General features: G+C 66.5%; 23 protein-coding genes and 1 riboswitch. Of the genes, 8 read left to right on the forward strand and 15 right to left on the reverse strand.

The window, feature by feature from the left end; translation table 11 throughout:
- Positions 1–123: 123 nt before the first annotated feature.
- On the reverse strand, positions 124–1,905 hold the full coding sequence (locus tag C8C99_RS18850) for a methyl-accepting chemotaxis protein (RefSeq protein ID WP_108626555.1): 1,782 nt from the start codon (positions 1,903–1,905) through the stop codon (positions 124–126).
- A gap of 195 nt (positions 1,906–2,100) precedes the next feature.
- Here C8C99_RS18850 and lpxC point away from each other — a divergent pair, with 195 nt between their 5' ends.
- From lpxC to C8C99_RS18865, 4 genes are all read left to right on the forward strand, one after another.
- The gene (lpxC, locus tag C8C99_RS18855) at positions 2,101–3,024 is read left to right on the forward strand and encodes a UDP-3-O-acyl-N-acetylglucosamine deacetylase (RefSeq protein ID WP_108626556.1); all 924 of its coding nucleotides are present in this window, start codon (positions 2,101–2,103) and stop codon (positions 3,022–3,024) included.
- A 12-nt stretch (positions 3,025–3,036) separates the two neighbouring features.
- Positions 3,037–3,213: a hypothetical protein gene (locus C8C99_RS24070; RefSeq protein ID WP_015012563.1), complete on the forward strand. Its 177-nt coding sequence runs from the start codon at positions 3,037–3,039 to the stop codon at positions 3,211–3,213.
- Positions 3,214–3,264: 51 nt separating this feature from the next.
- Positions 3,265–3,388, forward strand: a riboswitch (TPP riboswitch).
- A gap of 114 nt (positions 3,389–3,502) precedes the next feature.
- A complete protein-coding gene (thiC, locus tag C8C99_RS18860; RefSeq protein ID WP_233247266.1) occupies positions 3,503–5,407 on the forward strand; it encodes a phosphomethylpyrimidine synthase ThiC in 1,905 nt (634 codons plus the stop codon).
- 196 nt (positions 5,408–5,603) lie between these two features.
- The gene (locus C8C99_RS18865; RefSeq protein WP_108626557.1) at positions 5,604–7,253 is read left to right on the forward strand and encodes a methyl-accepting chemotaxis protein; all 1,650 of its coding nucleotides are present in this window, start codon (positions 5,604–5,606) and stop codon (positions 7,251–7,253) included.
- A gap of 66 nt (positions 7,254–7,319) precedes the next feature.
- Here C8C99_RS18865 and C8C99_RS18870 read toward each other — a convergent pair whose 3' ends face one another.
- From C8C99_RS18870 to gspG, 10 genes are all read right to left on the reverse strand, one after another.
- Complete coding sequence (locus C8C99_RS18870; RefSeq protein ID WP_108626558.1) at positions 7,320–8,708, reverse strand: GspE/PulE family protein; 1,389 nt, start codon at positions 8,706–8,708, stop codon at positions 7,320–7,322.
- 21 nt (positions 8,709–8,729) lie between these two features.
- Entirely contained in the window at positions 8,730–11,012 is a 2,283-nt protein-coding gene (gspD, locus tag C8C99_RS18875; RefSeq protein WP_108626559.1) for a type II secretion system secretin GspD, read from the reverse strand.
- A 4-nt stretch (positions 11,013–11,016) separates the two neighbouring features.
- Entirely contained in the window at positions 11,017–11,829 is an 813-nt protein-coding gene (gspN, locus tag C8C99_RS18880) for a type II secretion system protein N (protein WP_108626560.1), read from the reverse strand.
- Positions 11,830–11,870: 41 nt separating this feature from the next.
- Complete coding sequence (gspM, locus tag C8C99_RS18885) at positions 11,871–12,425, reverse strand: type II secretion system protein GspM (protein WP_108626561.1); 555 nt, start codon at positions 12,423–12,425, stop codon at positions 11,871–11,873.
- A complete protein-coding gene (gspL, locus tag C8C99_RS18890; RefSeq protein ID WP_108626562.1) occupies positions 12,422–13,708 on the reverse strand; it encodes a type II secretion system protein GspL in 1,287 nt (428 codons plus the stop codon). Before gspL ends, gspM begins: the two co-directional genes overlap by 4 nt.
- A gap of 95 nt (positions 13,709–13,803) precedes the next feature.
- A complete protein-coding gene (gspK, locus tag C8C99_RS18895) occupies positions 13,804–14,883 on the reverse strand; it encodes a type II secretion system minor pseudopilin GspK (RefSeq protein WP_158274180.1) in 1,080 nt (359 codons plus the stop codon).
- A complete protein-coding gene (locus C8C99_RS18900) occupies positions 14,880–15,641 on the reverse strand; it encodes a type II secretion system protein J (RefSeq protein ID WP_108626564.1) in 762 nt (253 codons plus the stop codon). The genes gspK and C8C99_RS18900 overlap by 4 nt, the downstream gene beginning before the upstream one ends.
- Positions 15,641–16,015 (reverse strand): type II secretion system minor pseudopilin GspI, encoded by a 375-nt coding sequence (gene gspI, locus C8C99_RS18905; RefSeq protein WP_108626565.1) that lies wholly within the window; start codon positions 16,013–16,015, stop codon positions 15,641–15,643. The genes C8C99_RS18900 and gspI overlap by 1 nt, the downstream gene beginning before the upstream one ends.
- A complete protein-coding gene (locus tag C8C99_RS18910) occupies positions 16,012–16,527 on the reverse strand; it encodes a prepilin-type N-terminal cleavage/methylation domain-containing protein (RefSeq protein ID WP_108626566.1) in 516 nt (171 codons plus the stop codon). The genes gspI and C8C99_RS18910 overlap by 4 nt, the downstream gene beginning before the upstream one ends.
- Before the next feature lie 28 nt (positions 16,528–16,555).
- The gene (gspG, locus tag C8C99_RS18915) at positions 16,556–16,996 is read right to left on the reverse strand and encodes a type II secretion system major pseudopilin GspG (protein WP_108626567.1); all 441 of its coding nucleotides are present in this window, start codon (positions 16,994–16,996) and stop codon (positions 16,556–16,558) included.
- Between the two features lie 72 nt (positions 16,997–17,068).
- Here gspG and C8C99_RS18920 point away from each other — a divergent pair, with 72 nt between their 5' ends.
- On the forward strand, positions 17,069–17,518 hold the full coding sequence (locus C8C99_RS18920) for a type II secretion system protein N (protein WP_108626568.1): 450 nt from the start codon (positions 17,069–17,071) through the stop codon (positions 17,516–17,518).
- Positions 17,519–17,549: 31 nt separating this feature from the next.
- Here the strand turns inward: C8C99_RS18920 and C8C99_RS18925 are convergent, their stop codons facing one another.
- The 3 genes from C8C99_RS18925 to ilvA all read right to left on the reverse strand — a co-directional run bounded on the left by C8C99_RS18925 (position 17,550) and on the right by ilvA (position 20,585).
- Positions 17,550–18,143: a histidine phosphatase family protein gene (locus C8C99_RS18925; protein ID WP_108626569.1), complete on the reverse strand. Its 594-nt coding sequence runs from the start codon at positions 18,141–18,143 to the stop codon at positions 17,550–17,552.
- Positions 18,140–18,946: an adenosylcobinamide-GDP ribazoletransferase gene (gene cobS, locus C8C99_RS18930; protein ID WP_108626570.1), complete on the reverse strand. Its 807-nt coding sequence runs from the start codon at positions 18,944–18,946 to the stop codon at positions 18,140–18,142. Before cobS ends, C8C99_RS18925 begins: the two co-directional genes overlap by 4 nt.
- Positions 18,947–19,025: 79 nt before the next feature.
- Entirely contained in the window at positions 19,026–20,585 is a 1,560-nt protein-coding gene (gene ilvA, locus C8C99_RS18935) for a threonine ammonia-lyase, biosynthetic (RefSeq protein ID WP_060984500.1), read from the reverse strand.
- A 376-nt stretch (positions 20,586–20,961) separates the two neighbouring features.
- Here ilvA and C8C99_RS18940 point away from each other — a divergent pair, with 376 nt between their 5' ends.
- Complete coding sequence (locus C8C99_RS18940; RefSeq protein ID WP_015012580.1) at positions 20,962–21,411, forward strand: OsmC family protein; 450 nt, start codon at positions 20,962–20,964, stop codon at positions 21,409–21,411.
- Between the two features lie 93 nt (positions 21,412–21,504).
- Here C8C99_RS18940 and coq7 read toward each other — a convergent pair whose 3' ends face one another.
- The gene (coq7, locus tag C8C99_RS18945; RefSeq protein ID WP_056646690.1) at positions 21,505–22,122 is read right to left on the reverse strand and encodes a 2-polyprenyl-3-methyl-6-methoxy-1,4-benzoquinone monooxygenase; all 618 of its coding nucleotides are present in this window, start codon (positions 22,120–22,122) and stop codon (positions 21,505–21,507) included.
- Between the two features lie 315 nt (positions 22,123–22,437).
- On the opposite strand from coq7, the gene C8C99_RS18950 reads away from it, so the two are divergent.
- Both C8C99_RS18950 and C8C99_RS18955 read left to right on the forward strand, forming a co-directional pair.
- Positions 22,438–23,484, forward strand: coding sequence for a porin (locus C8C99_RS18950; protein WP_056646686.1), 1,047 nt, complete (start codon positions 22,438–22,440; stop codon positions 23,482–23,484).
- Between the two features lie 435 nt (positions 23,485–23,919).
- Complete coding sequence (locus tag C8C99_RS18955) at positions 23,920–25,500, forward strand: ABC transporter substrate-binding protein (RefSeq protein WP_108626571.1); 1,581 nt, start codon at positions 23,920–23,922, stop codon at positions 25,498–25,500.
- Positions 25,501–25,510 lie beyond the last annotated feature (10 nt).

A 25,510-nucleotide genomic window follows, 5' to 3' on the forward strand; every position in this document is an offset into this window, starting at 1 on the left:
TCGCCGCCCCTTCCCGGGGCTGCAAGAAAAAAGTCCTGCCAGCGCAAGCTGGCAGGACTTTTTTTCTGGGTTGGCGTGATTCTGTGCGCGCTCAGGCCTGGGTGGCCCCTGGCCTCTCAGTGATCAGAAAGATTCCCAATCGTCGTTGTTGTCTGCCGAAGGCTTGGGGCTGCTTGCCTTGGGGGGCAATGCTGCCGCTGGGGCCGGTGAAGGCGCAGCAGGGCGAGGTGCTGCCGGCGCCTTGGCCAGGGCAGGGCGCGGCGCTGCCGCACGCACCGCAGGAGCCGCAGCCGGACGCCGGGCTGGCGCGGGTCGGCTGGCCGGGGCGTGCGCCGAGGTGCTGCCGTTCACTCGGAACAGCGCCACCACCTGGGTGAGCTTCATGGCCTGCTCGCGCAGGCTGTCGGCGGCGGCCGTGGATTCTTCCACGAGCGCCGAATTCTGCTGGGTCATCTGGTCCAGCTGGTTCATGGCGGTATTGACCTGTGCAATGCCCTGGCTCTGTTCGGACGTGGCCGCACGGATCTCGCCAATGATGTCGGTCACGCGCTGCACACTGGCCACGATCTCGGTCATGGTGGCGCCCGCATTGCCCACCAGGGCCGTTCCGGATTCGACCTTTTCGACCGACGCGCCGATCAGCGACTTGATCTCCTTGGCGGCCTCGGCGCTGCGCTGCGCCAGGCTGCGCACCTCGCCCGCCACCACAGCAAAGCCCCGGCCCTGCTCTCCAGCGCGGGCGGCTTCCACGGCGGCGTTGAGCGCGAGGATGTTGGTCTGGAACGCGATACCGTCGATGACGCCGATGATGTCGCTGATCTTCTTGCTGCTGGCGTTGATGTCCTGCATGGTGGACACCACCTGCGACACCACCTCGCCCCCGCGCGCGGCCACCTCGGCGGCGGACGTGGCCATCTGGTTGGCGGTCTGCGCGGAGTCGGAGGTCTGCTTCACGGTGCTGGTCAGCTCCTCCATGCTGCTGGCCGTGGTCTGCAGGTTGCTGGCCGTGTCTTCGGTGCGGTGGGCCAGGTCGTTGTTGCCCTGGGCAATCTCGCTGGACGCGGTGGCGATGCTGTCGGTGGCCGAGCGCACTTCGGTCACCAGCTTGCGCAACGAGGTCACCATGTGGGCCAGGCCGTCGAGCATGGAGCCCGGCGGGGCGGCCGGGATCTGCGCGTCCAGGTTGCCTTCGGCCACCTCCGACATGATGGCAATGGCATGGGTGGGCTCGCCGCCAATCTGGCGCAACACCGAGCGCGACACCAGCAGGCCGATCACCCCCACCGCCACAAACACGGCCAGCACCAGTGCCAGGCTCGACCACAGGGCCTGGCGCAGCATGACATCCACGTCATCTGTGTACAGCCCGGAGCCGACCATCCAGTTCCAGCCCTCCACCTTGACGATGTACTGCAGCTTGGGCACGGGCGTCTGCTGACCGGGGCGCGCAAACATGGTGGGCACAAAGGCCTTGCCGTCCTTGCTGCTGCGCATACCGTTGACCAGCAAGCCAATGATGTCCACGCCCGAGCCGTCCTTGACCTTGCCGAGCATGTCCTGCCCGTCCCACTCGGTCTTGAAGGGGTGCATCACGCCCACGCCCTCTGTGGTCCAGATGTAGAAGTATTCGGTCTTGCCCTCGGGCCCGCCGTACCGGGCAATGCGCAAGGCATCCTTGGCGGCTTTCTGCGCGTCTTCCACCGACATGGCGCCGCTGGCGGCCTTGGCCTGGTAGCCGACGACGATGCTGTGGGCGGACTGTACGGCGGTGGTCAGCAAGTCCTTGCGGGACTCGGTGATCAGCCGCCGCTCCTGGAGGAGTGACAGGATGGCCATGATCAGCAGCGCCGTGAGCGCGGTGCCGATCATGAGCATGACCTTCATCTTGAAACTGAGTTTGCTCATGGGAGTCTCCTGTGGGGCGGGTGTAGTGAGTTCATGTTGTGTATTTTCAAGGCCCTCAGACTGCAAATTGTGCGGCGAAGCATGGGGCCTGCACAGTAGGTGAAAACGCGGCGGTAGCTCGACGTACGCATTGCTTTGAGAAGCGACAAGACCTCTGCGTGTGCGGGGCAGTGCCGCAGAAACTAAAATGCGCAGATGCTCCAGCAACGCACCCTCAAGACCCTGACCCGCGCCGTAGGCGTGGGCCTGCACAGCGGCCAGCGGGTCGAGTTGACCCTGCGGCCCGCGCAGCCGGACACGGGCATCGTGTTCCGGCGGGTGGACCTGCCGCAGCCGGTGGACATTCCCATCCGTGCCGAGGCGGTGACGGATACGCGGCTGGCGTCCACCATCGCGGTGGGCAATGCCAAGGTGCACACCGTGGAGCATCTGATGTCGGCCTGTGCGGGGCTGGGCATTGACAACCTCTATGTGGACATCACGGCCGAAGAGGTCCCCATCCTCGACGGGTCTTCGGCCTCGTTCGTGTTCCTGCTGCAGAGCGCCGGGGTGGAGTTGCAGAATGCGCCCAAGCGCTTCATCCGCGTCACCCGCCCCGTGGAGGTGCGCGAGGGCGAAGGCGCCAACGCCAAGTGGGCGCGCCTCACGCCGTACCACGGCTACAAGCTCAGTTTTGAAATCGACTTTGACCACCCGGCCGTGGACTCCACCGGCCAGCGCGTGGAGTTTGACCTGGGGCAAGGCAACTACAGCCGCGACATTGCTCGCGCGCGCACCTTTGGCTTCACCCGCGATGTCGAAATGATGCGCTCCAACGGCCTGGCGCTGGGCGGCGGACTGGACAACGCCATCGTCATGGACGACTACAAGGTGCTCAACAGCGACGGCCTGCGCTACGACGACGAGTTCGTGAAGCACAAGATCCTGGATGCGATGGGTGACCTGTACCTTATCGGCAAGCCGCTGCTGGCCGCCTACAGCGCCTTCCGCTCGGGCCATGCCATGAACAACCAGCTGCTGCGCGAGTTGCTGGCCCAGCGCGATGCCTGGGAGGTGGTCACGTTCGAAGACGAACGCCAAGCCCCCACCGGCTTTGCGCAGCCCGCGCGCGCCTGGTAAGGCCCGCCCGCCATGTTGATCTTTCGCTGGCTGGCCATGCTGCTGCTTCTGGCCGCGGCCGTGTCGTTTGCGTTTTATGCCGGCACCGGGCAGCCGCGCTACAAGCGCCTGGGGCTCGTCATCCTCAAGTGGACGGTGATCGCCGCCGTTTTCTTCTTCGCAGTGATCCTCATCGGCCGCCTGGCCTGATGCGCTGATACAGGGGGCTCTGCAGCCCCGGTTTTCCTCTGCCCTATACTCGCGCCTGCTCCGGGGTGTGCTGATGCGCTGAGATGCAAGGGGCCTGAAGGAATTCGGGCGAGCTTGCGAACCCGACGAACTTGATCCGGTTCATACCGGCGGAAGAAGAGCCGACCTCCTTGTCCCCGTGCCCGCAGTCCCTGTGGGCACGCCATGCCCCAGGCGCCGCAGCACCTGGGGGGCGCACAGGTCCATTCCGGAGCAGACCCCACCGCCACCGGAACCAGGAGACCTGCCTATGAACGCCCCCGATCCCCACGCCCAACTGGCTGCCCCCGAGAAATTCGCCGAGCTGCTCGCACGCACCCGCGAACCCTTTCCCGCATCGCGCAAGGCCTATATCCCCGGCCAGCTGCACGCCGACCTGCGCGTGCCCGTACGCGATATTGCGCTCACCAACGGCGAGCTGGTCAGCGTGTATGACACCTCGGGCCCGTACACCGACCCCAACGCGGTGATCGATGTGCGCCAAGGCCTGGCCAGCGTGCGCGGCGGCTGGATCACCGGCCGTGGCGACGTGGAGCACTACGAAGGCCGCGCGCCCGTGGCGTTGGACGATGGGCAAAAGAGCGAAGACGCCACCCGCCTCGCCCAATTGCGCGCTGAAGCTGCCGCGCTGCAGCGCAAGCCCCTGCGCGCTAAAAGTGGTGCCAACGTCACGCAGATGCACTACGCCAAGAAGGGCATCATCACGCCCGAGATGGAGTACGTGGCCATCCGTGAAAACGGCAAGCGCGAGTGGATGGCCCAGTACATGGCCGATGCAGGCCGTGAGCAGCGCCTGATGGGCAACCCCATGGGCGCCAGCATCCCGCGCATCATCACGCCCGAATTCGTGCGCGACGAAGTGGCCCGGGGCCGCGCCATCATTCCGGCCAACATCAACCACCCCGAGGTGGAACCGATGGCGATTGGCCGCAACTTCCTGGTCAAGATCAACGCCAACATCGGCAACTCGGCCGTCACGTCCAGCATTGAAGAAGAGGTTGAAAAGCTGGTGTGGGCCATCCGCTGGGGTGCCGACAACGTGATGGATCTGTCCACTGGCAAGAACATCCACACCACGCGCGACTGGATCGTGCGCAACTCGCCTGTGCCCATCGGCACGGTGCCGATCTACCAAGCGTTGGAAAAGGTGGGCGGCATTGCCGAGGACCTGACCTGGGAAATCTTCCGCGACACGCTGATCGAGCAGGCTGAGCAGGGCGTGGACTACTTCACCATCCACGCCGGCGTGCGCCTGGCCTACATCCACCTCACGGCGCAGCGCCGCACCGGCATCGTCTCGCGCGGCGGCTCCATCATGGCCAAGTGGTGCATGGCGCACCACCGCGAGAGCTTCCTGTACGAGCACTTCGAGGACATCTGCGACATCATGAAGGCGTACGACGTGTCGTTCAGCCTGGGCGATGGCCTGCGCCCCGGCTGCGCATCCGACGCCAATGACGAAGCGCAATTTGCCGAGCTGCACACGCTGGGCGAGCTGACCCAGGTGGCCTGGAAGCACGACGTGCAGACCATGATCGAAGGCCCCGGCCACGTGCCCATGCACATGATCCAGGCCAACATGACCGAGCAGCTCAAGACCTGCCACGAGGCGCCGTTCTACACCCTGGGCCCGCTGACCATCGACATCGCGCCCGGCTATGACCACATCGCCAGCGCCATCGGCGCCGCCATGATCGGCTGGATGGGCACGGCCATGCTGTGCTACGTGACCCCCAAGGAACACCTGGGCCTGCCCGACCGTGACGACGTGAAGCAGGGGATCATTGCGTACAAGATCGCGGCCCACGCTGCCGATGTGGCCAAGGGCCACCCGGGTGCCCGCTCGCGCGACGATGCATTGAGCCAGGCGCGCTTCGACTTCCGCTGGCAGGACCAGTTCAACCTGGGCCTGGACCCCGAGACGGCCAAGGAATACCACGACGAGACCCTGCCCAAGGACTCGGCCAAGGTGGCGCATTTCTGTTCGATGTGCGGCCCCAAGTTCTGCTCGATGAAGATCACGCAGGAAGTGCGCGACTTCGCGGCGCAAAAGGGCGTGGCCGAGGCCGAAGCCCTGGCCCAGGGCATGCAGACCAAGGCGGCTGAGTTCCAGAAGGGCGGGGGCGAGCTGTACATCCCGCTCAAGCCCGTGTGATGGCTGCGGCGCAATAAGCGCAGCTACTGGCCCCGAGGATTCCCTGCAACCGGGCCTCGGGGCCGTGCTTACCCTGTGCGGCCGACGGCCCGGCCCGGCATATAGTCCCGCCCACCCCCGGCCCAGAAGGTAGGGGGTGTGTGTGGCACCAAATTTGCTATGCTGGACTGTCTGTTAAAAAATGTAAGGAAGAGCAATGAACGCTCTCGGCCGCTTCTCGATTCGCACGCGTCTCTATTTCGGAACCGTCTTTTCCCTGATCCTTCTGGTCGTCATTGGAGCCATGGGTTATGTGGCCCTCGACCGAACGCGCGGCACGCTGCAGGTGCTGTTCTCGGAGCGCGTGCAGACCCTGACCGACATGTCCGAACTGCGCACCACCCTGGGTGACCTGCGCCGGACCGAAAAAGACATCATCATCAACTTCAACAACTCGGTCGAGGTGTCCGCCTTGCGCGAGACCTGGGCCAAGACACTGGCTGCGTTGCGCAAGAGCCTGTCCGATGTGCGCCAGGTGCAGTCGGGCGATGCGGCGTTTGTCGAGTCCATCGACAAGTCGCTGGCCGAGATCAAGGCCTACGAAACCGGCATCTCGCCCATCTTCGAGCAGATCGAGCGGGCGCAGCTTGATGGCGCGGGCGGCGGCGCCTATGCCGACCGCCTGAAGGTCCACATGGAGGCCACCGACAAGCTGTTCTCCAGCCTGGCCGCCGCCGCGCGCGCACAGATGGACGAGGCCCGTGCGGGCGTTGAGTCGCGCACCTCCACCATGGCCGCGCTGATCGGTGTGGGCCTGGTGCTGGCGCTGGCCGTGCTGATTCCCCTCACCTTCTTCAGCGTGCGTTCCATCACCAAGTCCCTCGGGCAGGCGCAGGAGCTGGCCGAACGCATTGCCAGCGGCGACCTGTCGCGCGATGTGGCGGCCATGAACCAGGACGAAGTGGGCCAGCTGGTGGGCTCCATGGGCCGCATGCAGGACGCGTTGCGTGACCTGGTGCGCCAGGTGCAGGACGCGGCGGGCAACATCTCCACCGCCAGCTCCGAGATCGCCAGCGGCAACCACGACCTGAGCCACCGCACCGAGCAGACGGCGGCCAACCTGGAAGAGACGGCCTCGTCGATGGAAGTGCTGACCAGCACCGTGCAGCAAAGCGCCCAGTCCTCGCGCCAGGCCAGCGACTTCGCATCGACCGCCGCCGAGGTGGCCGCACGCGGCGGGGCCGTGGTGTCGCAGGTGGTGACCACCATGGACCAGATCACCACCAGCTCGCGCAAGATTGCCGACATCACGGGCGTGATCGATTCGATTGCGTTCCAGACCAACATCCTGGCGCTCAATGCTGCGGTGGAAGCCGCCCGTGCCGGTGAGCAAGGCCGCGGCTTTGCGGTGGTGGCCAGCGAGGTGCGCAACCTCGCGCAGCGCAGCGCCGAAGCGGCCAAGGAGATCAAGGGTCTGATCGGTTCGTCGGTGGAGCGGGTGGAAGACGGCTCGCGCCTGGTGAGCCAGGCCGGCCAGACCATGACCGAGATCGTGAGCAGCGTGCGGCGCGTGTCCGACATCATTGCGGAGATCACCGCCTCGTCGGCCGAGCAGAGCGACAACATCGGCCAGATCAGCCAGTCGGTCACCCAGCTCGACCAGATGACCCAGCAAAACGCGGCGCTGGTGGAGGAGTCCACCGCAGCGTCCGAGTCGCTGCGGGAGCAGGCCCACCACCTCAACAGCGCCGTCAGCCAGTTCAAGCTGCAGGATGGCGCATCGCCCTCGGCCACGTTCAACCCCCCCGTTGCCGCAGCACCTGCCGTCGCCCAGGTGGCGCGCCGACCCGCGTTGCAGATCCGGTAATTTCAGGTGTTTTTGGCTGGTAGCGCTAGTGCTTCATGCGCTAGAAGCTATCAGATGTATAGCAAATCAGTCCCGCGTCACCCGCAGCACTTCTTCGCGGCTGGTGATGCCGGCGGCAATCAGACGTTCCCCATCGTCGCGCATCAGCGCCATGCCATCGGCCATGGCGGCGGCGCGGATGTCGGCCTCAGACGCCTGGTTGTGGATCTGCGCGCGGATCGCGTCCGTGGTCACCAGCAGTTCGAACACGCCCGTGCGGCCGGTGTAGCCGGTCTGGCCGCAGTGCTCGCAGCCGCTGCCGTGGCAGTGGCTGCAGAACTTGCGCACCAGGCGCTGCGCCAGCACCCCCAGCAGGGATGACGACAGCAGAAACGGCTCCACGCCCATGTCCGTCAGGCGCGTCACGGCGCTGGCGGCATCGTTGGTGTGCAGCGTGGCCAGCACCAGATGGCCCGTCAGCGACGCCTGGATGGCGATCTGCGCGGTCTCGAAGTCGCGGATTTCACCAATCATGATGATGTCCGGGTCCTGCCGCAGGATGGCGCGCAGGGCTTTGGCGAAGGTCAGCTCGATCTTGCTGTTCACCTGTGTCTGGCCCACGCCCGGCAGCTCGTACTCGATGGGGTCTTCCACCGTCATGATGTTGTTGCGCGTGGCATCGAGCCGGCCCAGCGCCGCGTACAGCGTGGTGGTCTTGCCTGAGCCCGTGGGGCCGGTCACCAGGATGATGCCGTGCGGCTGGCCGATCAGGCCCTCGAAGCGGTGCAAGGTGTCGCCCTGCATGCCCACGGCTTCCAGGCTCAGCTTGCTTTCGCTCTTGTCCAGCAGGCGCAGCACCGCGCGTTCGCCATGGGCGCTGGGCAGGGTGGACACGCGCACGTCGATGGCGCGGGTGCCCAGGCGCAGGCTGATGCGGCCGTCCTGCGGCAGGCGTTTTTCGCTGATGTCCAGGTCGGCCATGATCTTCAGGCGCGAGATCAGGGCGGCATGCAGTGCGCGGTTGGGCTGCACCACTTCGCGCAGCGTGCCGTCCACCCGAAAGCGCACGCTCGAATGCCGCTCGTAGGGCTCGATGTGGATGTCGCTCGCGCCGTCGCGTGCGGCCTGCGTGAGCAGGGCGTTGAGCATGCGGATGATGGGCGCGTCGCCGGCGGATTCCAGCAAGTCCTCGACGGCGGGCAGCTCCTGCATCATGCGCGAGAGGTCGGCATCGCTTTCGACCTCGCTCACCACGGTGGCGGCGCTCGATTCGCTGTGCGAATAGGCCGCGCTGATGCGCTGGGCCAGGGCCGGGGCATCTAGCGGCAGCAGCTGCTGCACCGGGTGCTTGCGCAGCACTTCGGACAGCGCGCCCGCGTCGGGGCTGGGGCCGTGCCACAGCACCAGCTGGTGGCCGTCGTCCTCCAGCAGCAGCTGGGCGGTGCGGGCAAAGGCGTAGGGCAGGGGGTGGCGCATGGGTGGCGGCTCTTCTCTTCTTCAGCGTGGCGAAGTCTCGGCGGGCAGCGGGGCCAGCGGCTGCGCAGGCACAGTGGCTGCGCCGGGCTCTGCGCGCTGTGGCAGCGCGGGCAGGATGGGCGCGCCGGACACCGACTTCATCACCACGCTGGGCGCTGGCTGCGTGGTCTGCTGCAGCGCGCGGATGGCCTCGTATCGGTCCATCATGAGCGCGTCGCTGGTGGCGTTGTCACGCACCACAATGGGGCGCAGGAACACCATCAGGTTGGTCTTGTTGCGGGTGCGGTTCTCGCTGCGGAACAGATTGCCCAGCACCGGGATGTCACCCATCACCGGCACCTTGTCCTGGCCTTGCGAGTAGCTGTCTTCCAGCAGGCCACCGATCACGATGATGCTGCCGTCGTCCACCACCACGTTCGACTCGATGGAGCGCTTGCTGGTGGTGGGACCGTTGGCGTTGCTCAGCGTGGCGGTGTCGATCTTGGAGACCTCCTGATAGATGGCCATCTTCACGGTGCCGTTCTCGCTGATCTGCGGGCGCACCTTGAGCATCAGGCCCACGTCCTTGCGCTCCACCGTGGTGAACGGGTTCACCGTGCTGCTGCCCGTGCTGTTGGCGTACGAGCCGGTCACGAAGGGCACGTTGTTGCCGATGATGATGCGCGCCTCTTCGTTGTCCAGCGTCATCAGGTTGGGGGTGGAGAGCACGTTGGCATCGCCGCTGTTCTGCAGGAAGTTGGCCAGCGCGCCCAGGTAGTACTGGCCGTTGATGCGCGGTGCGAGCGCCAGATTCAACCCCTTGCCCAGCGAGCTGGCCGCTGAAGCGATGGAGGTGGTGGAGCCCGAGGCCAGGGCGGCTGTCACGTTCAGGATGTTGGCACCGGCCGCGCCGGAGTTGGTACCAATCACGCCCACGGTGCCATCGCCGTTCTTGCCCAGAATGCCCTGCCACTGGATGCCGAACTCGGCCACCTTGTTGGCGGAGACCTCGACGATCAGGCTCTCGACCAGCACCTGCGCGCGGCGGCCGTCGAGCTTGTCGATCACGTCGCGCAGCTGGCGGTACAGCGGCTCGGGCGCCGTGATGATGAGCGAGTTGGTGGTGGGGTCGGCCTGGATCTGCCCGCCGGTGGAGGGCTGGTTGTTGTTGGTGCTGCTGGTGCCCATGGCGCTGGTGCTGGAGCCCAGGCCACCGCCGGTGCTACTGCTGCCGGACGAGCTGCCATTGGTGGACAGCATGCCGCCGGTGCTCAGCCCCGTGCTGGGTGCGGGCGAGCTGGCACCGCCACCGCCGCTGGCCGCACCGCCATTGTTGCCGCCCATGGCCGCCATGGCGGCGCGCAGGGTGGTGGCCAGCTTGGTGGCGTCGGCGTTCTTGAGGTAGACCACATGGATGTTGCCGCTGGCGGCGCTGCTGCCGGGCGCGGGCGCCTGGTCCAGCTGGGCCACCAGGGCGCGCACCTGGGCCACGCGGGCTGGGTTGGCGGCCCGCAGGATCAGCGAGTTGCTGCGCGGTTCGGCAATCAGGGTGGTCTTGAACGCGGTGTCGGCCTGGCCGGGTGCGGCCGCAGCGGCGGCGCCCCCGTTGGCGCTGCCGCCGTCGATCAGGCGCGACACCAGCGGTGCCAGGTCGCTGGCAATGGCGTTCTTGAGCGGAATCACTTCCACATCGCTGGCGTTGGACACATCCATGGCCGCCACGATGCGCGCCAAGCGCTGCAGGTTGTCGGCGTAGTCGGTGATCACCAGCGAGTTGTTGCCGGGGTTCACGTTGATGGTGTTGTTGGGGCTGATCAGCGGGCGCAGCACCGGCACCAGATTGGCCGCGTTCTCGAAGTTGAGCTTGAAGATCTGCGTGACGATCTGCCCACCGCCGGGTGCGCTGCCCGCGTTGCCCTGCACCACGCTCACGCTGCCGCCCTGCAACTTGGCGTCGGCCTCGGGCACCACCTTGTACAGGCCGGCCGCCTCCACCACCGTGAAGCCTTGCAGCCGCAGCGCGGCCAGGAACTGCTGGAACGCGGCGGCGGGTGTCACCGCGCGCTCGGTCACCAGGTTGAGCTGGCCTTTCACGCGCGGGTCCACCACCACGTTGCGGCCAGTGATGGTGGCCATGGTGCGGGCCACGGCTTCGATCTCAGCGTTGGCAAAGTTGAGCGTGACGGGTTCGCTGGGGCGCACGCTGCCGGTGCGGGTGTCCACCGCCGTTTGGGCGCCAATCTGGCCGCTAGCGCAGGCAAGTATTGTGCTGGCAGCTATTGTTTTGAGAGTAAAGCGCAGGCGTGGAGCAAACAGGAAAGTCATAGATTCAACCCACGGTGATGATGGAGCGCGCGCCATTGCGCCGTCCGATGATGTTCAGAAGATTGGACAGTGCGGCCTCCCGCTCGGGGGCGGCACTGGCCTCGCCCGCAAAGCGCAGGCGGTTGCCCACCCACTGGCCGCTGCCGCTCAGTTGCAAGGCCCCGTCGAGCGTGCTGAGGGCGAGCGTAGGCACTTCGCCGCCCTGCAGCACCAGCCGGTAGCTACCCATGGGGCGCAGGGTGGACAGGCGCGAGGACATGGCCCGCGCATCCAGCTGGGCCTGGCCCGACAGCACCATGCGGCCAGCGGCCCATTGCACGGCCAGTGCGCGGGTCTGCAGCGCCAGCTGGCCCTGCGGCTGCAGCGTGTTCCAGGGGGTGCCCAGGCCCGCCAGCAACGCCGCGGGCCACTGGCTCTGGCCGTCGGCCAGGGTGATTTGGGGGCCTGCCCAGCGCAGGTGCACCTGGGCCTGCAGGGGCTCCGGCGTGCAGCAGCCCGCTTGCAGCCGGGCGCGCAGACCACCCCAGGTGGGGCGCAGCTGCCAGTCCACCCGGCCGGGCAGGGCGGCGCTGTCTTTGCTGGCCTGGCCGCCGGTCAACACCAGCTGGGCCGATCCGGTCCATACCGTGCCCCGTGGCTGCAGCAACAGCAACTGCCCCTGGGTGGCACGGGCCACGCCGCCGGCCAGCCAGTGCGCGGGCGCAAAGGCCACCACGGCGGGCAGCACGCCGGCCAGCACGCCGGCCCATGCCCAGCCCCACGCCGTGCGGGGGACGGAGCGGAGGGCCGGGCGTGTCGGACGGAGGTTGCGGGCCACGATGGGGAGGGTGTCGTTCAGGGCGGTGACGGGGCAGCGGGTCAGCGGGCCGGGGCGGCGGGCAAGGCCAGCACTACGGTGCCATCCCAGCGGGGCATGGCCATGGGCGTGCTGCCCAGGGTGAGGGGTGCATTGCCAGCCGGCGCCGCAGCAGCAGGAGCAGCGCTGCGGGTCAGGCGCGCTTCGAGCGGCGTGGCGCGGGCATTGCTGCGGGCCTGGGCCAGCCACTGGGCCAGCGCGTCGGCCGATGCGCCTTTGAGCGTGACCGTGGCGCGGTCGCCCGCCACGTTGAGCTGTGCCGTGTTGCCCAGGCGCTGCGTGAGAGCGGTGCGCAGCGCGCCCACGGCATCGCCGGGGCTGGTGGCGGGGGTGGCCTGCAGTTGCTGGGCCTCGGCCTGCAGGCTTTGCATGCGCTGCAGCTGGGCGTCGAGCGCGGCGTGCCGCGCGGGTGCGGCGCGCAAGGTGCCGAGCGCGGGGGCGACGGCCACCCACCACAGCAGGGCCAGCGCCACCACCGTGCCGGCGGCCAGCACCAGGTTCTGCTCGCGGGGCGCCAGGGCTTTCCAGCGGTCCTGGAGGGCGGAGGGTTGGGTCATGGGCTCACCTCGGTGCGCAGCAACAGGCTGCCATCGTCCATGCGGGCGCGGTAGCCGGCGGCTTGCAGGCGGCCAGACACCACGGATTCTTCATCGGGCGCCAGGGTCACGCCGCGCAGGCGCAGCTCGCCAGGGGTGTATTCGATGCTGCTGGGCGGGCGGCCATCGGGCAAGGCCGCACCGGCCGCCGCCAGCAGGGGCTCCAGGTCGCGCGCCGACACGCTACCGGCGGCCTGCCGCAGCTGGGCGAGCTCGCGTTCCATCTGCACCGGTGCATCGACGACCACCTGCACCTTGGGGAAGGTCTGGGTCAGGGTGTTGCGCACGCTGGCCTGCTTGGCATTCAGTGCCTGCCGTTCTTGCCAGGCCCAGGCGTTGAGCCCCACCAAGTGCGCCACCACCAGCACGCCAGCGCCCCAGCGGGCGGCACGCCACTGCGGGGCGTACAGCGCCGCGCTCAGCGCGCTGCCCACCTTGCGCAGCGCGCGGGTGCTGCTGGTGCTGGACAGGTCGAATTGCGCCAGGTCCCAGTTGCCACGGGCGGCATCGAGCGCGCGCTGGCTGGTGGTGTGCAGGGCAATGCGTTGGCCTTGCTGGCCCAGGGTGCGTTCGGCCAGCGCGGCCACGGCGGGCTCGGCGCGGACCACGAGGGGCTGGTCGTCGCCAGCCTCGGCGGCCAGCAAGCCGGTACGCGCCAGGGTCAGGGCCATGGGGGTCAGCGGCAGCACCGCCACGCCTTGGTCGGTACCGTGGCCGGTGAGCACCACGTAGGCTTCTTCGGGCGTGCCCAGTGCACACAGCTCGGGCTGGCCGCTGGCCGTGGGGCCGGTGGCAAATTCGGGCACCATGCGGGCCACACGGCGGCCTGCGGCTTCGAGCGCCTGCAGGTGTTCGCGCAGCCAGGCGCGGTCGCACACGGCCACCCACACCGGCTCGCCGGCCTGCGCGCGGCTTTGTGCGCCGGGCTGCAGCGCAAAGTGCAATTGGCTGGCGTCGTCCAGCACGCGGTCTTCGAGCAGGCCTTCGAGCACGGAGCGCAGCCGGGGCGTTTGCTGGCCGGCGCCCAGCGGCACACCGGCCGGAATGGTCACGCGCTGCCACGACAGTGCCCGTGCAGGCACCACGGCCACAACCTCGCCGCCGGGGCGGGTGGGCTCGGGCAGCAGGGCTGCGGGTGCGGTGGCGTGCTGGAGGGCGGAATGGCCGTCTGCCGTCAGCGTGTAGGCGTACTCGGAGGCGGGTCCCGGGCGTGCCGGCGGCAGGAAAAGGATCAGGGTGCTCATGGGCGGGTTTTGCGGGCCATTTTAGGGGGCGGGCGTGACGCAGCGGCGGTGTGGGTCGTGCAGTGTTGAGGGTTGTTGTGCCTCAGAACAGGTTCTCAACGCTGCGCCCCGGGCAGGGTTTGCGTGGTTTCCCGGTCGAAGGCGCCGCGTTCGCGCCACAGGGTGGTCACGTCGATGCCCTGTTTGCGCACCAAAGAGCGCTCGTCCACCATCGCATCGCCCAGCCGCAGGCGGCCCCGCACTTCAAAGTACGACGAGGCCACGGCATGGGCGCTTTCGTTGATGTCGATGTTGGCGCCCACGAGGTCGCGCACGTCGCTGAGGGTGCGGAAGTGCCGCGCCTCGCGGGTCTGCACGATCTTCTGGGCCGTGGCGCTGTCCAGCCCGTCGATGGCGGCCATGAGCACGTTGATGTCGGCGGTGTTCAGGTTGACCGGGGTGCGCACAGGCAGCAGCGTCACATGCGGAGCGAGCGCCGCCACCGTGGCCGGGGTCAGGCCCAGCCAGCCCAGCTGGCTCACGCTGGGCGGCAGCAAGGGGGCGGAGCCGCTGTCGGAGCCTGCACCCGCCTGCGCGCGGCGCAGGCCGTCGATGAGGGTGCTCAGCTGCTGGCCGGGCAGGCCCAGGCGCTCGAACAGCCGGGTGAACTGCCGCAGGGCCACGGCCTGCACCTGCCCGCCTTCTGCGAGGTTGGTGATGTTCAGGCGGCCCTGCAGGTCGGTGATCTGGCCCGACAGGAAAGCCTCGGTGGTGTCGGTGCTGGCGTCGTCCACCTGCGTCACGTTCTTGTCGGCCGCGAGGAAGGTGGACAGGCGGGCCTCCTGCAAGGGGATGGCCCAGGGCTCGGCCAGGTGGTCGGCCCCGCCGGAGCGCCCGTCCTCGCGCAGGATCAGCCGCGACCAGTCGAGTGCGCCGATCAAGATCCACGCGGACTGCACGCGGCCGCGCTCGGCCGTCTCGACCTCCACCGCGCGCCACTGCTGCCACATCGCTGCGGCCGCAAAGGTGGCGACCAGCGTGACGGTGAGCATGGCGGCGAGCAGGGCGGCGCCGCGTGCCTTGTGCCTGTGCGATGGGCGCTGCCACAGCGAGTGCCACCGTGGAGCTGGCTTTGCCAGGCCACGAGTGGCGTCCCCCTGGGGGGATGCGGCGCAGCCGCTCAGGGGGGTACTCACGATCTGCCTCCGCCCAGCACGGGGTTGACCCAGTCACGCGTCAGCTGCCCCGTCAGCGCCTGGCCCGGGGGCAGGGTGATCTGCAGGCGGATGCCGTCCGGGATGGCCGAGGTGCTGTCGCCCGTCGGGGTGCCCGTGCTCGACTGGGGGTTGGACCATGCGCCGCCCCGGTAATAAAAGATCTGCCAGTTGTCCAGCGGCAGCAGCGTCACCTCGTAGCGCCGCTCGGCGTCGCCCGGCGTGCGCGCCCACTGGGCGGCCTGCTCCCAGGCCTGCCGCCAGTCGGCGCGGGTGCGCACCGGCGGCGACTGCCAGCGCAGCCACTGGCCCACGCCCTGGTTGTTGTTGCGGCGGGTCCAGGCCACCACCAGCGCACCCTCGTCGGGCACGGCGCTGCTGCGGCGGGTGAGGCGCAGTACCTGGCCATCCCAGTCCAGCGGCGTGGTGTTGGCGATGGACACCAGGGCGTCCAAGTCCGTACCCCACTGCCCCAGCGCGGCCTGCAGCACCAGCATCTCATCCGCCCGCTGGCGCGTGGACTCCTGCGCCCGCACCATGCCATCGAGCCCGCGCCAGCTCAGGATGGCGATCAACGCCATCACGCTGATGGCGACCAGCAGCTCGATGAGCGTGAAACCGTGCGGGACCTTCAAAACTGGCGCGACGCGAGGCCAGTGCACCCGTGGAACTGGCTCTGCCAGGCCACCGGGTGCGTCCCCCTCACGGGGGGAAGGCGCGAAGCGACTCAGGGGGGGCATCAATACCTTCCAATGATGGTGGAGAGGCGCAGGATGGAGTTGTCTCCATCCAGCACCTGTGCATCGATGCGCCGAAAACTCGGGTTGGGTGTGGGCCGCACGATGGTCACCACCTGCAGCTGGCGCCCGGCCTGCTCGCAGGTCAGGCTGCTGTCCCCCACGCTGGGCATCTGGCGCGAGAGCCGGGCCTTGACCAGTTCGTTCTCTGCGCACAGCTGCGCGAGCACGATGTCGGACTGCCGCATTGCGTTGCGCGTGAGTGCCGTCGTGGCCTGCAGCCCCGCCATGAGGGCAATGGCCACAATGGCCAGCGCCACCAGCACTTCCACCAGCGTGAAGCCCCGGTGGCCGATGAGGGGGCGGCGCGTCCTCACTGCACCGCGTCCACGGAAAACGGGCGCACACCATCGGTGGCAATGCGCAGGGTACGGTCGGGGGAGGACTGGTGGGTGATCAGCACCTGCTGCGGGCCGATCAGCGGCTCGGGGCCCAGTTGCAGCACCGCTGGTCCGCGCACCACGGTGCCAGGGTCCAGCCACTGGTCGGGCAGAGCGGCCTGCGCGCTGCGCGGCAGCCCTTCAAAACGGAACCCCCCCGGCAGCGCGCGCCAGCGCACCGGGATGCCCCCGGCGCGCGACTGGGCGCGTGCGGATTCGAGCAGCGCCGCCAGCCGCGCGGCCTCCCGCTCCAGCTGCGTCTGCCCGCCATCGCGCATCGCCAGCCCCACGCCCGCCGTGGCCAGCGCCATGATGCTGATGACGACCAGCAACTCCAGGAGGGTGAAGCCCCGTTGAGCCGCTGCACGGCTTCTTCCGGGGGAGAAGACGCCAGTGGCCTGGCAAAGCCAGTTCCACGGCGTCCCTCGCTGGGCGCGCGCCCGGTTCATGGAGCTGGGGAACCTTGGCAATGAGCGGTCACTGCCAGCTGCCAATATCGGCGTCCTTGCCTTCGCCGCCCGACTGGCCATCGGCGCCGAACGACATCACGTCGATCTCGCCCTTGATGCCGGGGTTGAGGTATTGGTAAGGGCGGCCCCAGGGGTCGTTGGGCAGCTTTTCGAGGTACAGCTTCCAGTTGCCCGGCACGGGGCCCGCAGTGGGCTTGATGACCAGGGCTTGCAGGCCCTGTTCGGCCGTGGGGTAGCGCTGGTTGTCCAGGCGGTAGAGCTTGAGCGCCTGCATGATGTTGGTGATGTCGGTGCGGGCGGCCGTCACGCGGGCATCGTCGGCACGTTCGAGCACGTTGGGCACGATCAGCGCGGCCAGCACGCCGATGATCACCAGCACCACCATCAGTTCGATGAGGGTGAAACCACGGGCCACGGTCTTGGCAACGCGGCGCGGGGCGGAGCGCACGAGGAGGGAGAAAGAAGTGTTCACTGCTGGCGGTCTCTCGGATGGTCGAATCGCGTGAATCATAATCCCCGCATGGTGACCAATACGTACAGCAAATGGGGCGTCCGCCTGGGGACTCTGGTGCTCTGGGCAGCCGCCGGCGCCAGCGTGGTCTATTGGGGGCTGCGCCTGTCGGCGCCTTCGTCCGCATCCCCCGCGCCGGCCGTGGCGCCTGCCCCGGTGGCCATGGATGCGCAGGCACTGGCGCGTTTGCTGGGGGCGGCGCCCGCAGCCTTAGGCGTGGCAGCGCCGGTGGCACCCACCGCAAGCCGGTTCACGCTGATCGGCGTGCTGTCGGGGCGCAGCAGCGGCGGCGGAGCCGCATTGATCGCCGTGGACGGCAAGCCCGCCAAGCCATTCCGTGTGGGCGCTGCCGTGGATGAGGGGCTGGTGCTGCAGGCCCTGGGCCCCCGTCAGGCGCAACTGGGGGCCAGCATGGGCGGGCCTGCCACGGTGACGCTGGACATGCCGCTGAAAAACTGATGGTCTTTTTGTTGGCCTGCCGCACGTGGCGTCAGGTCAGCTCCCTGATTTCCCATTCCCCCCAGCCCGGCGCCGCCACCGGCCAGTCGTCTGGGCGGGGCAGGGCGCTTTCTCCATGCTCCTGCAACCAGGCCACGCAGCGTGCCACCCCGGCGTGGGTGATCCACACCGTATCCTTCGCTCCCTGATCGGTGCGCCACTCCCGGGCGTTTTGCAGGGCGGCCGCCACGCGGTGCAGCATCTGGGCCAGGCTTTCGCCCCCGCCGGGTGCGTGGGTGGCGAACCCGGCCACCCAGGTGTCGATGGCACTTTTGCCGATGGCGTCCCAGGTTAGCCCCTCCCAACGGCCGAAGTCCATCTCGCGCAACCGGGCGTCGGAGGCAAAGGTCAAATCGGGTCTGAGCGCTTGTAGTTCATGCGCCAGCAGCTCACATCTTTGTAGCGTGGAATGCGCCACGAGGGCACTGGGAGGCAGTGCGGTTGACAGTCGCTCTGCCGCAGCGCGGGTGGCCTGCGCGTCGGCGGGCACGTCCAAAGCGCCGTAGCAGGTGCCCGGGGCAACCAGCGGGGCCGCATGGCGCACCAGCCACAGGCGGCTGCTGGCGGCGACGGGGGAGGGCGTCATAGCCATCGCAGTGCGATGGCCGCGCCCAGGTAGAACCCGATCTCGCTCACCTGCTGCGTGGCGCCCAGGCAGTCACCGGTGAAGCCTTGCAGCCGCCGGGCGAACCAACGCGCCATCCAGGCCGCGCAGAGCGCGCTGAGAGCGATGGGTGCTACTAAACAGAGAGCTGATTGGGCATATCCCACTAGCACCAGGGGCGGAAAACACCATAAAAGTGCCGTGACCAGTGCCTGGCCGGAGATCTGATCGGCCAGCGGCTTGCTTTTGGAGCGCGCCGTGTCGCCCACATGCGGCAGGCTGCGCACGATGAGCAGGGGCCAAAAGCGCGACAGCACATGCGCGCCCACCAGGGCCGCCAGCGCCGCGGGCAGGCTGTGCGTCCCCAGCAGCGCCAGCAGGCTGAGCTTGGCCAACAGCGCCAGCACCAGCGCCATGGCCCCGAAGGCGCCGATGCGCGAGTCCTTCATGATGTCCAGCGCGCGTTCGCGGTCGTAGCTGCCGCCCAGGCCGTCGGCCACGTCGGCCAGGCCGTCTTCATGAAAGCCGCCGGTCATCAGCACCGTGGCGATGGTGCAGAACACCGCTGCCACGGCCGGGGCCAGCGGGTTGGGCGCCAGCGCCCAGTGCAGCGCGGCATACACGGCCGCAGACAGCAACGCCGCCAGCCAGCCAATACCCGGAAAGTGCGCCGCGCTGGCCCGCAGCATGGCCGGGCTGTAGCCCACCCAGTTCGCCAGCCGCCCGGTGACGGGGATGCGGGTGAAGAACTGCACGGCCAGCAGGTAGTGGCGCAGGGCTTGCATGGTGTGCAGTGGGGGTTGATGCTTCTTTTTTGATAGCTGCTAGGGCATATTCAACTAGCGCTTGCAGCCACTTTGGGCATTATTTGGAGCGCAGGAACAGGCGGTAGGCCGGATTCAGTGTTTCTTCCACATAGGGGTAGCCCAGCGTGGCCAGGAAGGCGTCGAAGGCCGCCTTGTCCTCGGGCGGAACCTGCATGCCCACGAGGATGCGGCCATAGTCCGCGCCCTGGTTGCGGTAATGGAACAGGCTGATGTTCCAGGTCGGCTGCATCAGGCTCAAAAATTTGAGCAGCGCGCCGGGCCGCTCGGGGAAGGTGAAGCGCATCAGGCGCTCGTCCTGGGCCAGCGCCGAGTGGCCGCCGACCAGGTGGCGCAGGTGTTCCTTGGCCAGCTCGTCGTGCGTCAGGTCCAGCGCCTCGAAGCCGTGGCGGTTGAAGTTCTTGGCGATCTTTTCCGATTCGCCCTTGCCGTTGGTGGTCAGGCCTACAAACACATGGGCCCGGGCAGCGTCGCTGATGCGGTAGTTGAACTCGGTCACGTTGCGCGGGCCGCCGGGCAGGCCGCCCACCACCTCGCAGAAGCGGCGGAAGCTGCCGCGTTCTTCCGGAATGGTGACGGCGAGCAGCGCCTCGCGCTCTTCACCCACTTCAGCACGCTCGGCCACAAAGCGCAGCCGGTCGAAGTTCATGTTGGCGCCGCAAAGGATGGCGGCGTAGGTCTCGCCCTTGGTCTTGTTCTTGGCGACATATTGTTTGATGGCCGCCACTGCCAGCGCGCCAGCGGGCTCCACGATGCTGCGCGTGTCCACAAAGATGTCCTTGATGGCGGCGCAGACGGCGTCGGTATCGACGGTGATGTAGTCATCCACCAGGCCCTGCGCCACGCGGAAGGTCTCCTCGCCCACCAGCTTCACGGCGGTGCCGTCGGAGAACAGGCCCACATCGGCCAGCGTCACGCGCTTGTGGGCCTGCACCGACTGGATCATCGCGTCCGAGTCGTTCATCTGCACGCCGATCACCTTGATCTCGGGTCGCACGGCCTTGATGTAGTTGGCCACGCCCGAAATGAGGCCGCCACCGCCGATGGCCACGAACACGGCGTCGAGCTGGTTGCTGCCCAGGCTTTGCAGCTGGCGCAGGATCTCCATGGCGATGGTGCCCTGGCCAGCGATCACGTCCGGGTCGTCGAACGGGTGCACGAAGGTCAGGCCCTGTTCTTTCTCCAGCTGGACGGAGTGGCCGTAGGCGTCGGAATAGCTCTCGCCAAACAGCACGACCTCGCCACCAAGCGTCTTCACGGCATCAATCTTGAGCTGCGGCGTGGTGGTGGGCATCACGATCACGGCGCGCGTGCCCAGCCGGTGGGCACTCATTGCCACGCCCTGGGCGTGGTTGCCCGCCGATGCGCAGATCACGCCGCGCTGCAGCTGCTCGGGCGTGAGGTGCGCCATCTTGTTATAAGCCCCCCGCAGCTTGAAGCTGAACACGGGTTGCTGGTCCTCGCGCTTGAGGAGCACCTTGTTGTGCAGACGGCGGCTGAGGTTCTTGGCGGGCTCCAGCGCCGACTCCACGGCCACGTCGTACACGCGGGCGGTCAGGATTTTTTTGAGGTAGTCGGCGGGGGTGAGGTGCTGGGTCATGGCAGGTGCAGGAGGAGAGCCCCACCGGCGCAGGGCAGCGGGCGGGGGCCCACATCATAGGGCGTCGCCCTGGGGAGGGGCCGAGGCCTCTGGGCGGGCGGCCTGTTGCGGCGCGGGGCGACCGGGCAAAAAAAAGCCCCGGGCCGTGAGGCCTGGGGCTAATCCATCCTTTGAGGAGATGGAGGAGACAATCGGTGCGAGGCAAGTGCCGGGTTCCGGGCTTCTTGCCGCCTGCCGGTTCCTTTCTGTTCGAAAGCGGCAGCGCATGGGCGAAGTTTAGCGCGAGTCTTGTTGCGATGCAGCAAAATTCGCATCAAATTCTTTTCGTTTCGGTTTTCCGTGCGAAAAAACCACGTGTCACACAGGAGAAACACAAATGGAATGCACAGTCAGTTGGACCGGCGGGGCGGGGACCCGCTCCGGCATGGGTTTTGTGGCCGAAACCGGCAGCGGCCATGTTTTGACCATGGACGGTGCCCCCGATGCCGCCAACCCTGCCAATGGCGGCCAGAACCTGGCGCCCCGGCCTATGGAAACCGTACTGGCGGGCACGGGCGGGTGCACCGCCTATGACGTGGTGCTGATCCTCAAGCGGGGCCGCCATGACGTGCGCGGCTGCAGCGTCAAGTTGACGACGGAACGCGCCGAGACCGACCCCAAGGTGTTCACCAAGATCCACATGCATTTCACCGTCACGGGCAAGGGCATCCCCCCGGCCGCCGTGGAGCGCGCGATTGCCATGAGCCATGACAAATACTGCTCAGCCAGCATCATGCTGGGCAAGACGGCCGACATCACCACCGGCTACGAGGTGCTGGAGGCCTGACGAAGTCGTGGGATGGTCTGGACTGCCAGAATGAGCGGGTGGTTGTGCGTATGTTTTTGGTGCACCTGTTGCCCGCGTGAACCAGCTGGGGGTTCAAAGATAGTGCGCCGTGGTGGTCATGACCTTGGCGGCGCCTTTCATGGCGAGGCGCACCGGGGCGGGCAATTCCAGCGCGCCGGCGGCGCGGGCCTGGTCTGCGTGCCGCTCCTCGTCCTGCTTCATCCGGGCGACCACGGCCCTTGATGCCTGATCCTGCTCGGGAAGCCGGTCGAGGTGGCTTTGCAGATGCGCTGCCACCTGGGTTTCTGTTTCCACCACAAATCCCAGGTTGGCCCGGTCACTGACCTTGGCGGCCACCAGTCCGAGCGCAAAAGCCCCTGCGAACCACAGAGGGTTGAGCAGACTGGGGCGCGCGCCCAACGCGTCCAGGCGCTGTTGCGTCCAGGCCAGGTGATCGGTTTCTTCGCGCGCCGCTGCCTGCAGGTGGTCCCGCAGGGCGGGGTCGCGGGTGACGGCCGCCTGCGCGCTGTAGAGCGCCTGGGCGCACACTTCTCCCACATGATTCACCCGCATCAGGGCCCCCGCCAGCTTTTTCTGTGCAGGATCGAGCGACGCCTCGGGCACACCGTGGGCCGGTGTCTGCTCGGAAGCGCGGGGTTGGGCAAACAGTGTGCGCAGCGCGTTGTCTGCGGCAGTCAAAAAAGCGTCCATGGAAAGCTTTCGAGTGGCAATGGTGTCGAAACACAAATTGCACTTGGATACAAAAAACCACAGGGCAAGGCACAGGAGTTGCATGCAGCAATCGTGATTTTGCCCGTGCGCACTGAAATGTTGCAACACTGCAACGAATTTCCCCTTTCGGGGCGATTGTGGGTGAATTCCTTTGCGAAACCGGTCCGGGTCTGGTGCAATAAGAGCAACTTCCCCACCAGGAGGTTGGCCCGGGAAACCGGCGGGACTGTGCAGGTGCTTTCACCATAGACCCCCCGTACCGGAGCCCGATGTTTAACCTTGGAGTAACTCGCAATGAAAAAATCCCTGATTGCCCTGGCTGTGCTGGCTGCTTCCGGCGCTGCAATGGCTCAATCTTCCGTGACCCTGTTCGGCGTGGTTGACGCAACCTACGCTTACGGTTCCGGCAGCGTCTCTAACAAGTCGCAACTGACGAACTCCGGCTACAACAGCAGCCGTCTGGGTTTCCGCGGCGTTGAAGACCTGGGTGGCGGCATGTCCGCTTCGTTCTGGCTCGAAGCTGGTCTGAACAACGACAACGGCACCGGCGGCGTTACCAACACCAACAACCAAGCAGCTACCAGCACTGGCGGCGGCCTGACTTTCAACCGTCGTTCGACGGTTAGCCTGAACGGCGGCTTCGGTGAAGTGCGTCTGGGCCGTGACTACACCCCCCAATTCTGGAACCTGACCGTGTTCGATCCGTTCGGCACGAACGGCGTGGGCACCACCCAAACCCTGAACTCCAGCCTGGGTGGCCCTACCACCATCCGCGCTTCGAACTCCATCGGCTACTTCCTGCCTGGCAACCTGGGTGGTTTCTACGGCCAAGCCCAGTACTACATGGGTGAGAACAACAGCAACGCTGCCAACAAGAAGGACGGCAACGGCCTGGCACTGCGCGCTGGTTACGCTAACGGCCCCATCAACGCCGCTATCGCTTTCTCCGAAACCAAGTTCCTGACCGGCAACATCAAGGCCGTGAACCTGGGTGGTCAGTATGATCTGGGCATGGCCAAGATCATGGCTCACTACAACCAAGACAAGATCAGCGGTGGCAACGACGGCAAGGGCTTCCTGATCGGTGGTCTGATCCCCGTGGGCGCTGGCGAAGTTCGTCTGTCCTACTCCACCTACAAGATCGACACCGTTGGTGCTGATCCCCGTACGAACAAGCTGGCTCTGGGCTACGTCCACAACCTGTCCAAGCGCACTGCTCTGTACGCAACGTACGCTCACGTGAACAACAAGAACGGCGCTGCACAAGCTCTGAACGGCGCTGTGACCGGTGTGAACGACAACTCCAACGGCTACGACTTCGGTATCCGTCACAGCTTCTAATATTGACGGCTGGCGTCAGCCAGCTGCCGATATTCAAGCTCAAAAAAAGCCGCCTCCGGGCGGCTTTTTTTATTGGCTCTGACGTTGTTGTGGGTGTCTGGTGGCTTCTGTCGCAAATTTTGCTGGCAAGCTCCGGCTTCATGTCCGGTTATGCGGTGATGAATACTGCAAAAGGGTGTTTCCCACCAGGCGTGGTGCGGTCAGAGCCTGTATCAATGGGCGCTGAGAGTGGCGTGACCGCGCGGGACGGAGCACTCTGATTGGAGGGTTACAGGGAGGCGGAACAAAGCCATATCCAAGGCTTGGCACCATCCTTGCATTACTGAGTTGACTTTGGGGGCTATAGGCCCTTTATCGCATCGGGGATTCAGGGATTTCCCGTTGGCTATAGCGCAACCTTTACTGCATAGTAAAACTTTTAATCAAGAGGGTTCCATGAAACTCAACCACAGTCTTTTGTCGGTGGCTGCTGCTACCGCACTGCTGTTTGCGCCATCACTGCAGGCTAAGCCCTTCAAGTGGGCCAGTCAGGGGGAAATTTCGACGTGGGACATTCACTCCCAGAACAATGCGTTGCAAAACGGCCTTCATGCCAACGTGTACGAGAGCCTGGTGTACTACAACAGCAAGACGTTTGATGTGGAGCCCGTGCTGGCAACGGCTTGGAAGGAAATCAGCCCCACGCAGGTGCGTTTTACGCTGCGCCAGGGCGTCAAGTTCCACGATGGTTCGCCCCTGACCACAGATGACGCCGTGTACTCCATCCAGCGGGCCATGGCCAAAACATCCAATTTCACGCCTTATGTGCAGGGCATCAGCAAGGTAGTGAAAGTGGATGCGCAAAACTTCGACGTCATGCTGTCGTCGCCCAATCCGGTGCTGCTGCGTCAGATGACTGAGCTGCGCATCATGAGCAAGGCCTGGGCGGAGAAGAACAAGTCCGTCGAGCCCAAAGACATCAAGGGCACCGACGAGAACTTTGCCCACCGCAATGCCATGGGCACAGGGCCCTACACCCTTGAGTCGTGGCAGCCCGATGTGAAGATGGTGTTCAAGCGCAACCCCAACTGGTGGGGCAAGATGGACGGCAACGTGACCGAGATCGTCTACACCCCCATCAAGTCCGCCGCCACGCGCATTGCGGCGCTACTGTCGGGCGAAGTGGACCTTGTGCTCGACCCGTCTCCCCAGGACTTGGGCCGACTGCGCGCCAGCTCTGACCTGAAGGTGATTGACGGTGTGGAAAACCGCACCATTTTCCTGGGCATGGACCAATTCCGCGAAGAGCTGCCGGGCTCGAACATCAAGGGCAAGAACCCGCTCAAGGATGTGCGTGTACGCAAGGCGCTCTACCAGGCGATTGATGCCGAGACCATCTCGCGCAACATCATGCGTGGCCTGGGCAAGCCCACGGGCACCATCGTGGCGCCGCAGGTGGCTGGCTATACCGAGGCGGTGGGCAAGCGCTTCCCATACAGCGTGGATGCCTCCAAGAAGCTGCTGGCCGAGGCCGGCTACCCCGATGGATTTGAGGTGGACTTCGCCTGCCCCAACAACCGCTACATCAATGACGAAGCCATCTGCCAGGCCGTCACAGCCATGTGGGCGCGCGTGGGCGTGAAGGCCAAGCTGCGCACGCTGCCCCTGGTCAACTACTTCCCGATGATCCAGCGCTACGAAGCCAGCATCTACATGCTGGGCTGGGGCGTACCTACATTTGACGGGTTGTACAGCCTGCAATCGCTGGTGCGCAGTGTGGGCCAGGGTGGCGACGGCAACTACAACGTGGGCCGTTACAGCAACCAGCGCATGGATTATCTGGTGGATCGCATCAAGGCCGAGACCGATGCGCCTGTGAGGGCGCGCATGCTGACCGAGGCGCTGCAACTGTCCAACGATACCGTGTCCCACATCCCTCTGCATGACCAGGTGATCCCTTGGGCCATGAAGAAGAACATCGAACTGGTGCACCGTGCCGATAACCGCGTGGACATGCGCACCGTCAAGGTGAACTGATTTATTCTTG

Source organism: Acidovorax sp. 107 (genome assembly GCF_003058055.1).
Classification (GTDB): domain Bacteria; phylum Pseudomonadota; class Gammaproteobacteria; order Burkholderiales; family Burkholderiaceae_C; genus Acidovorax.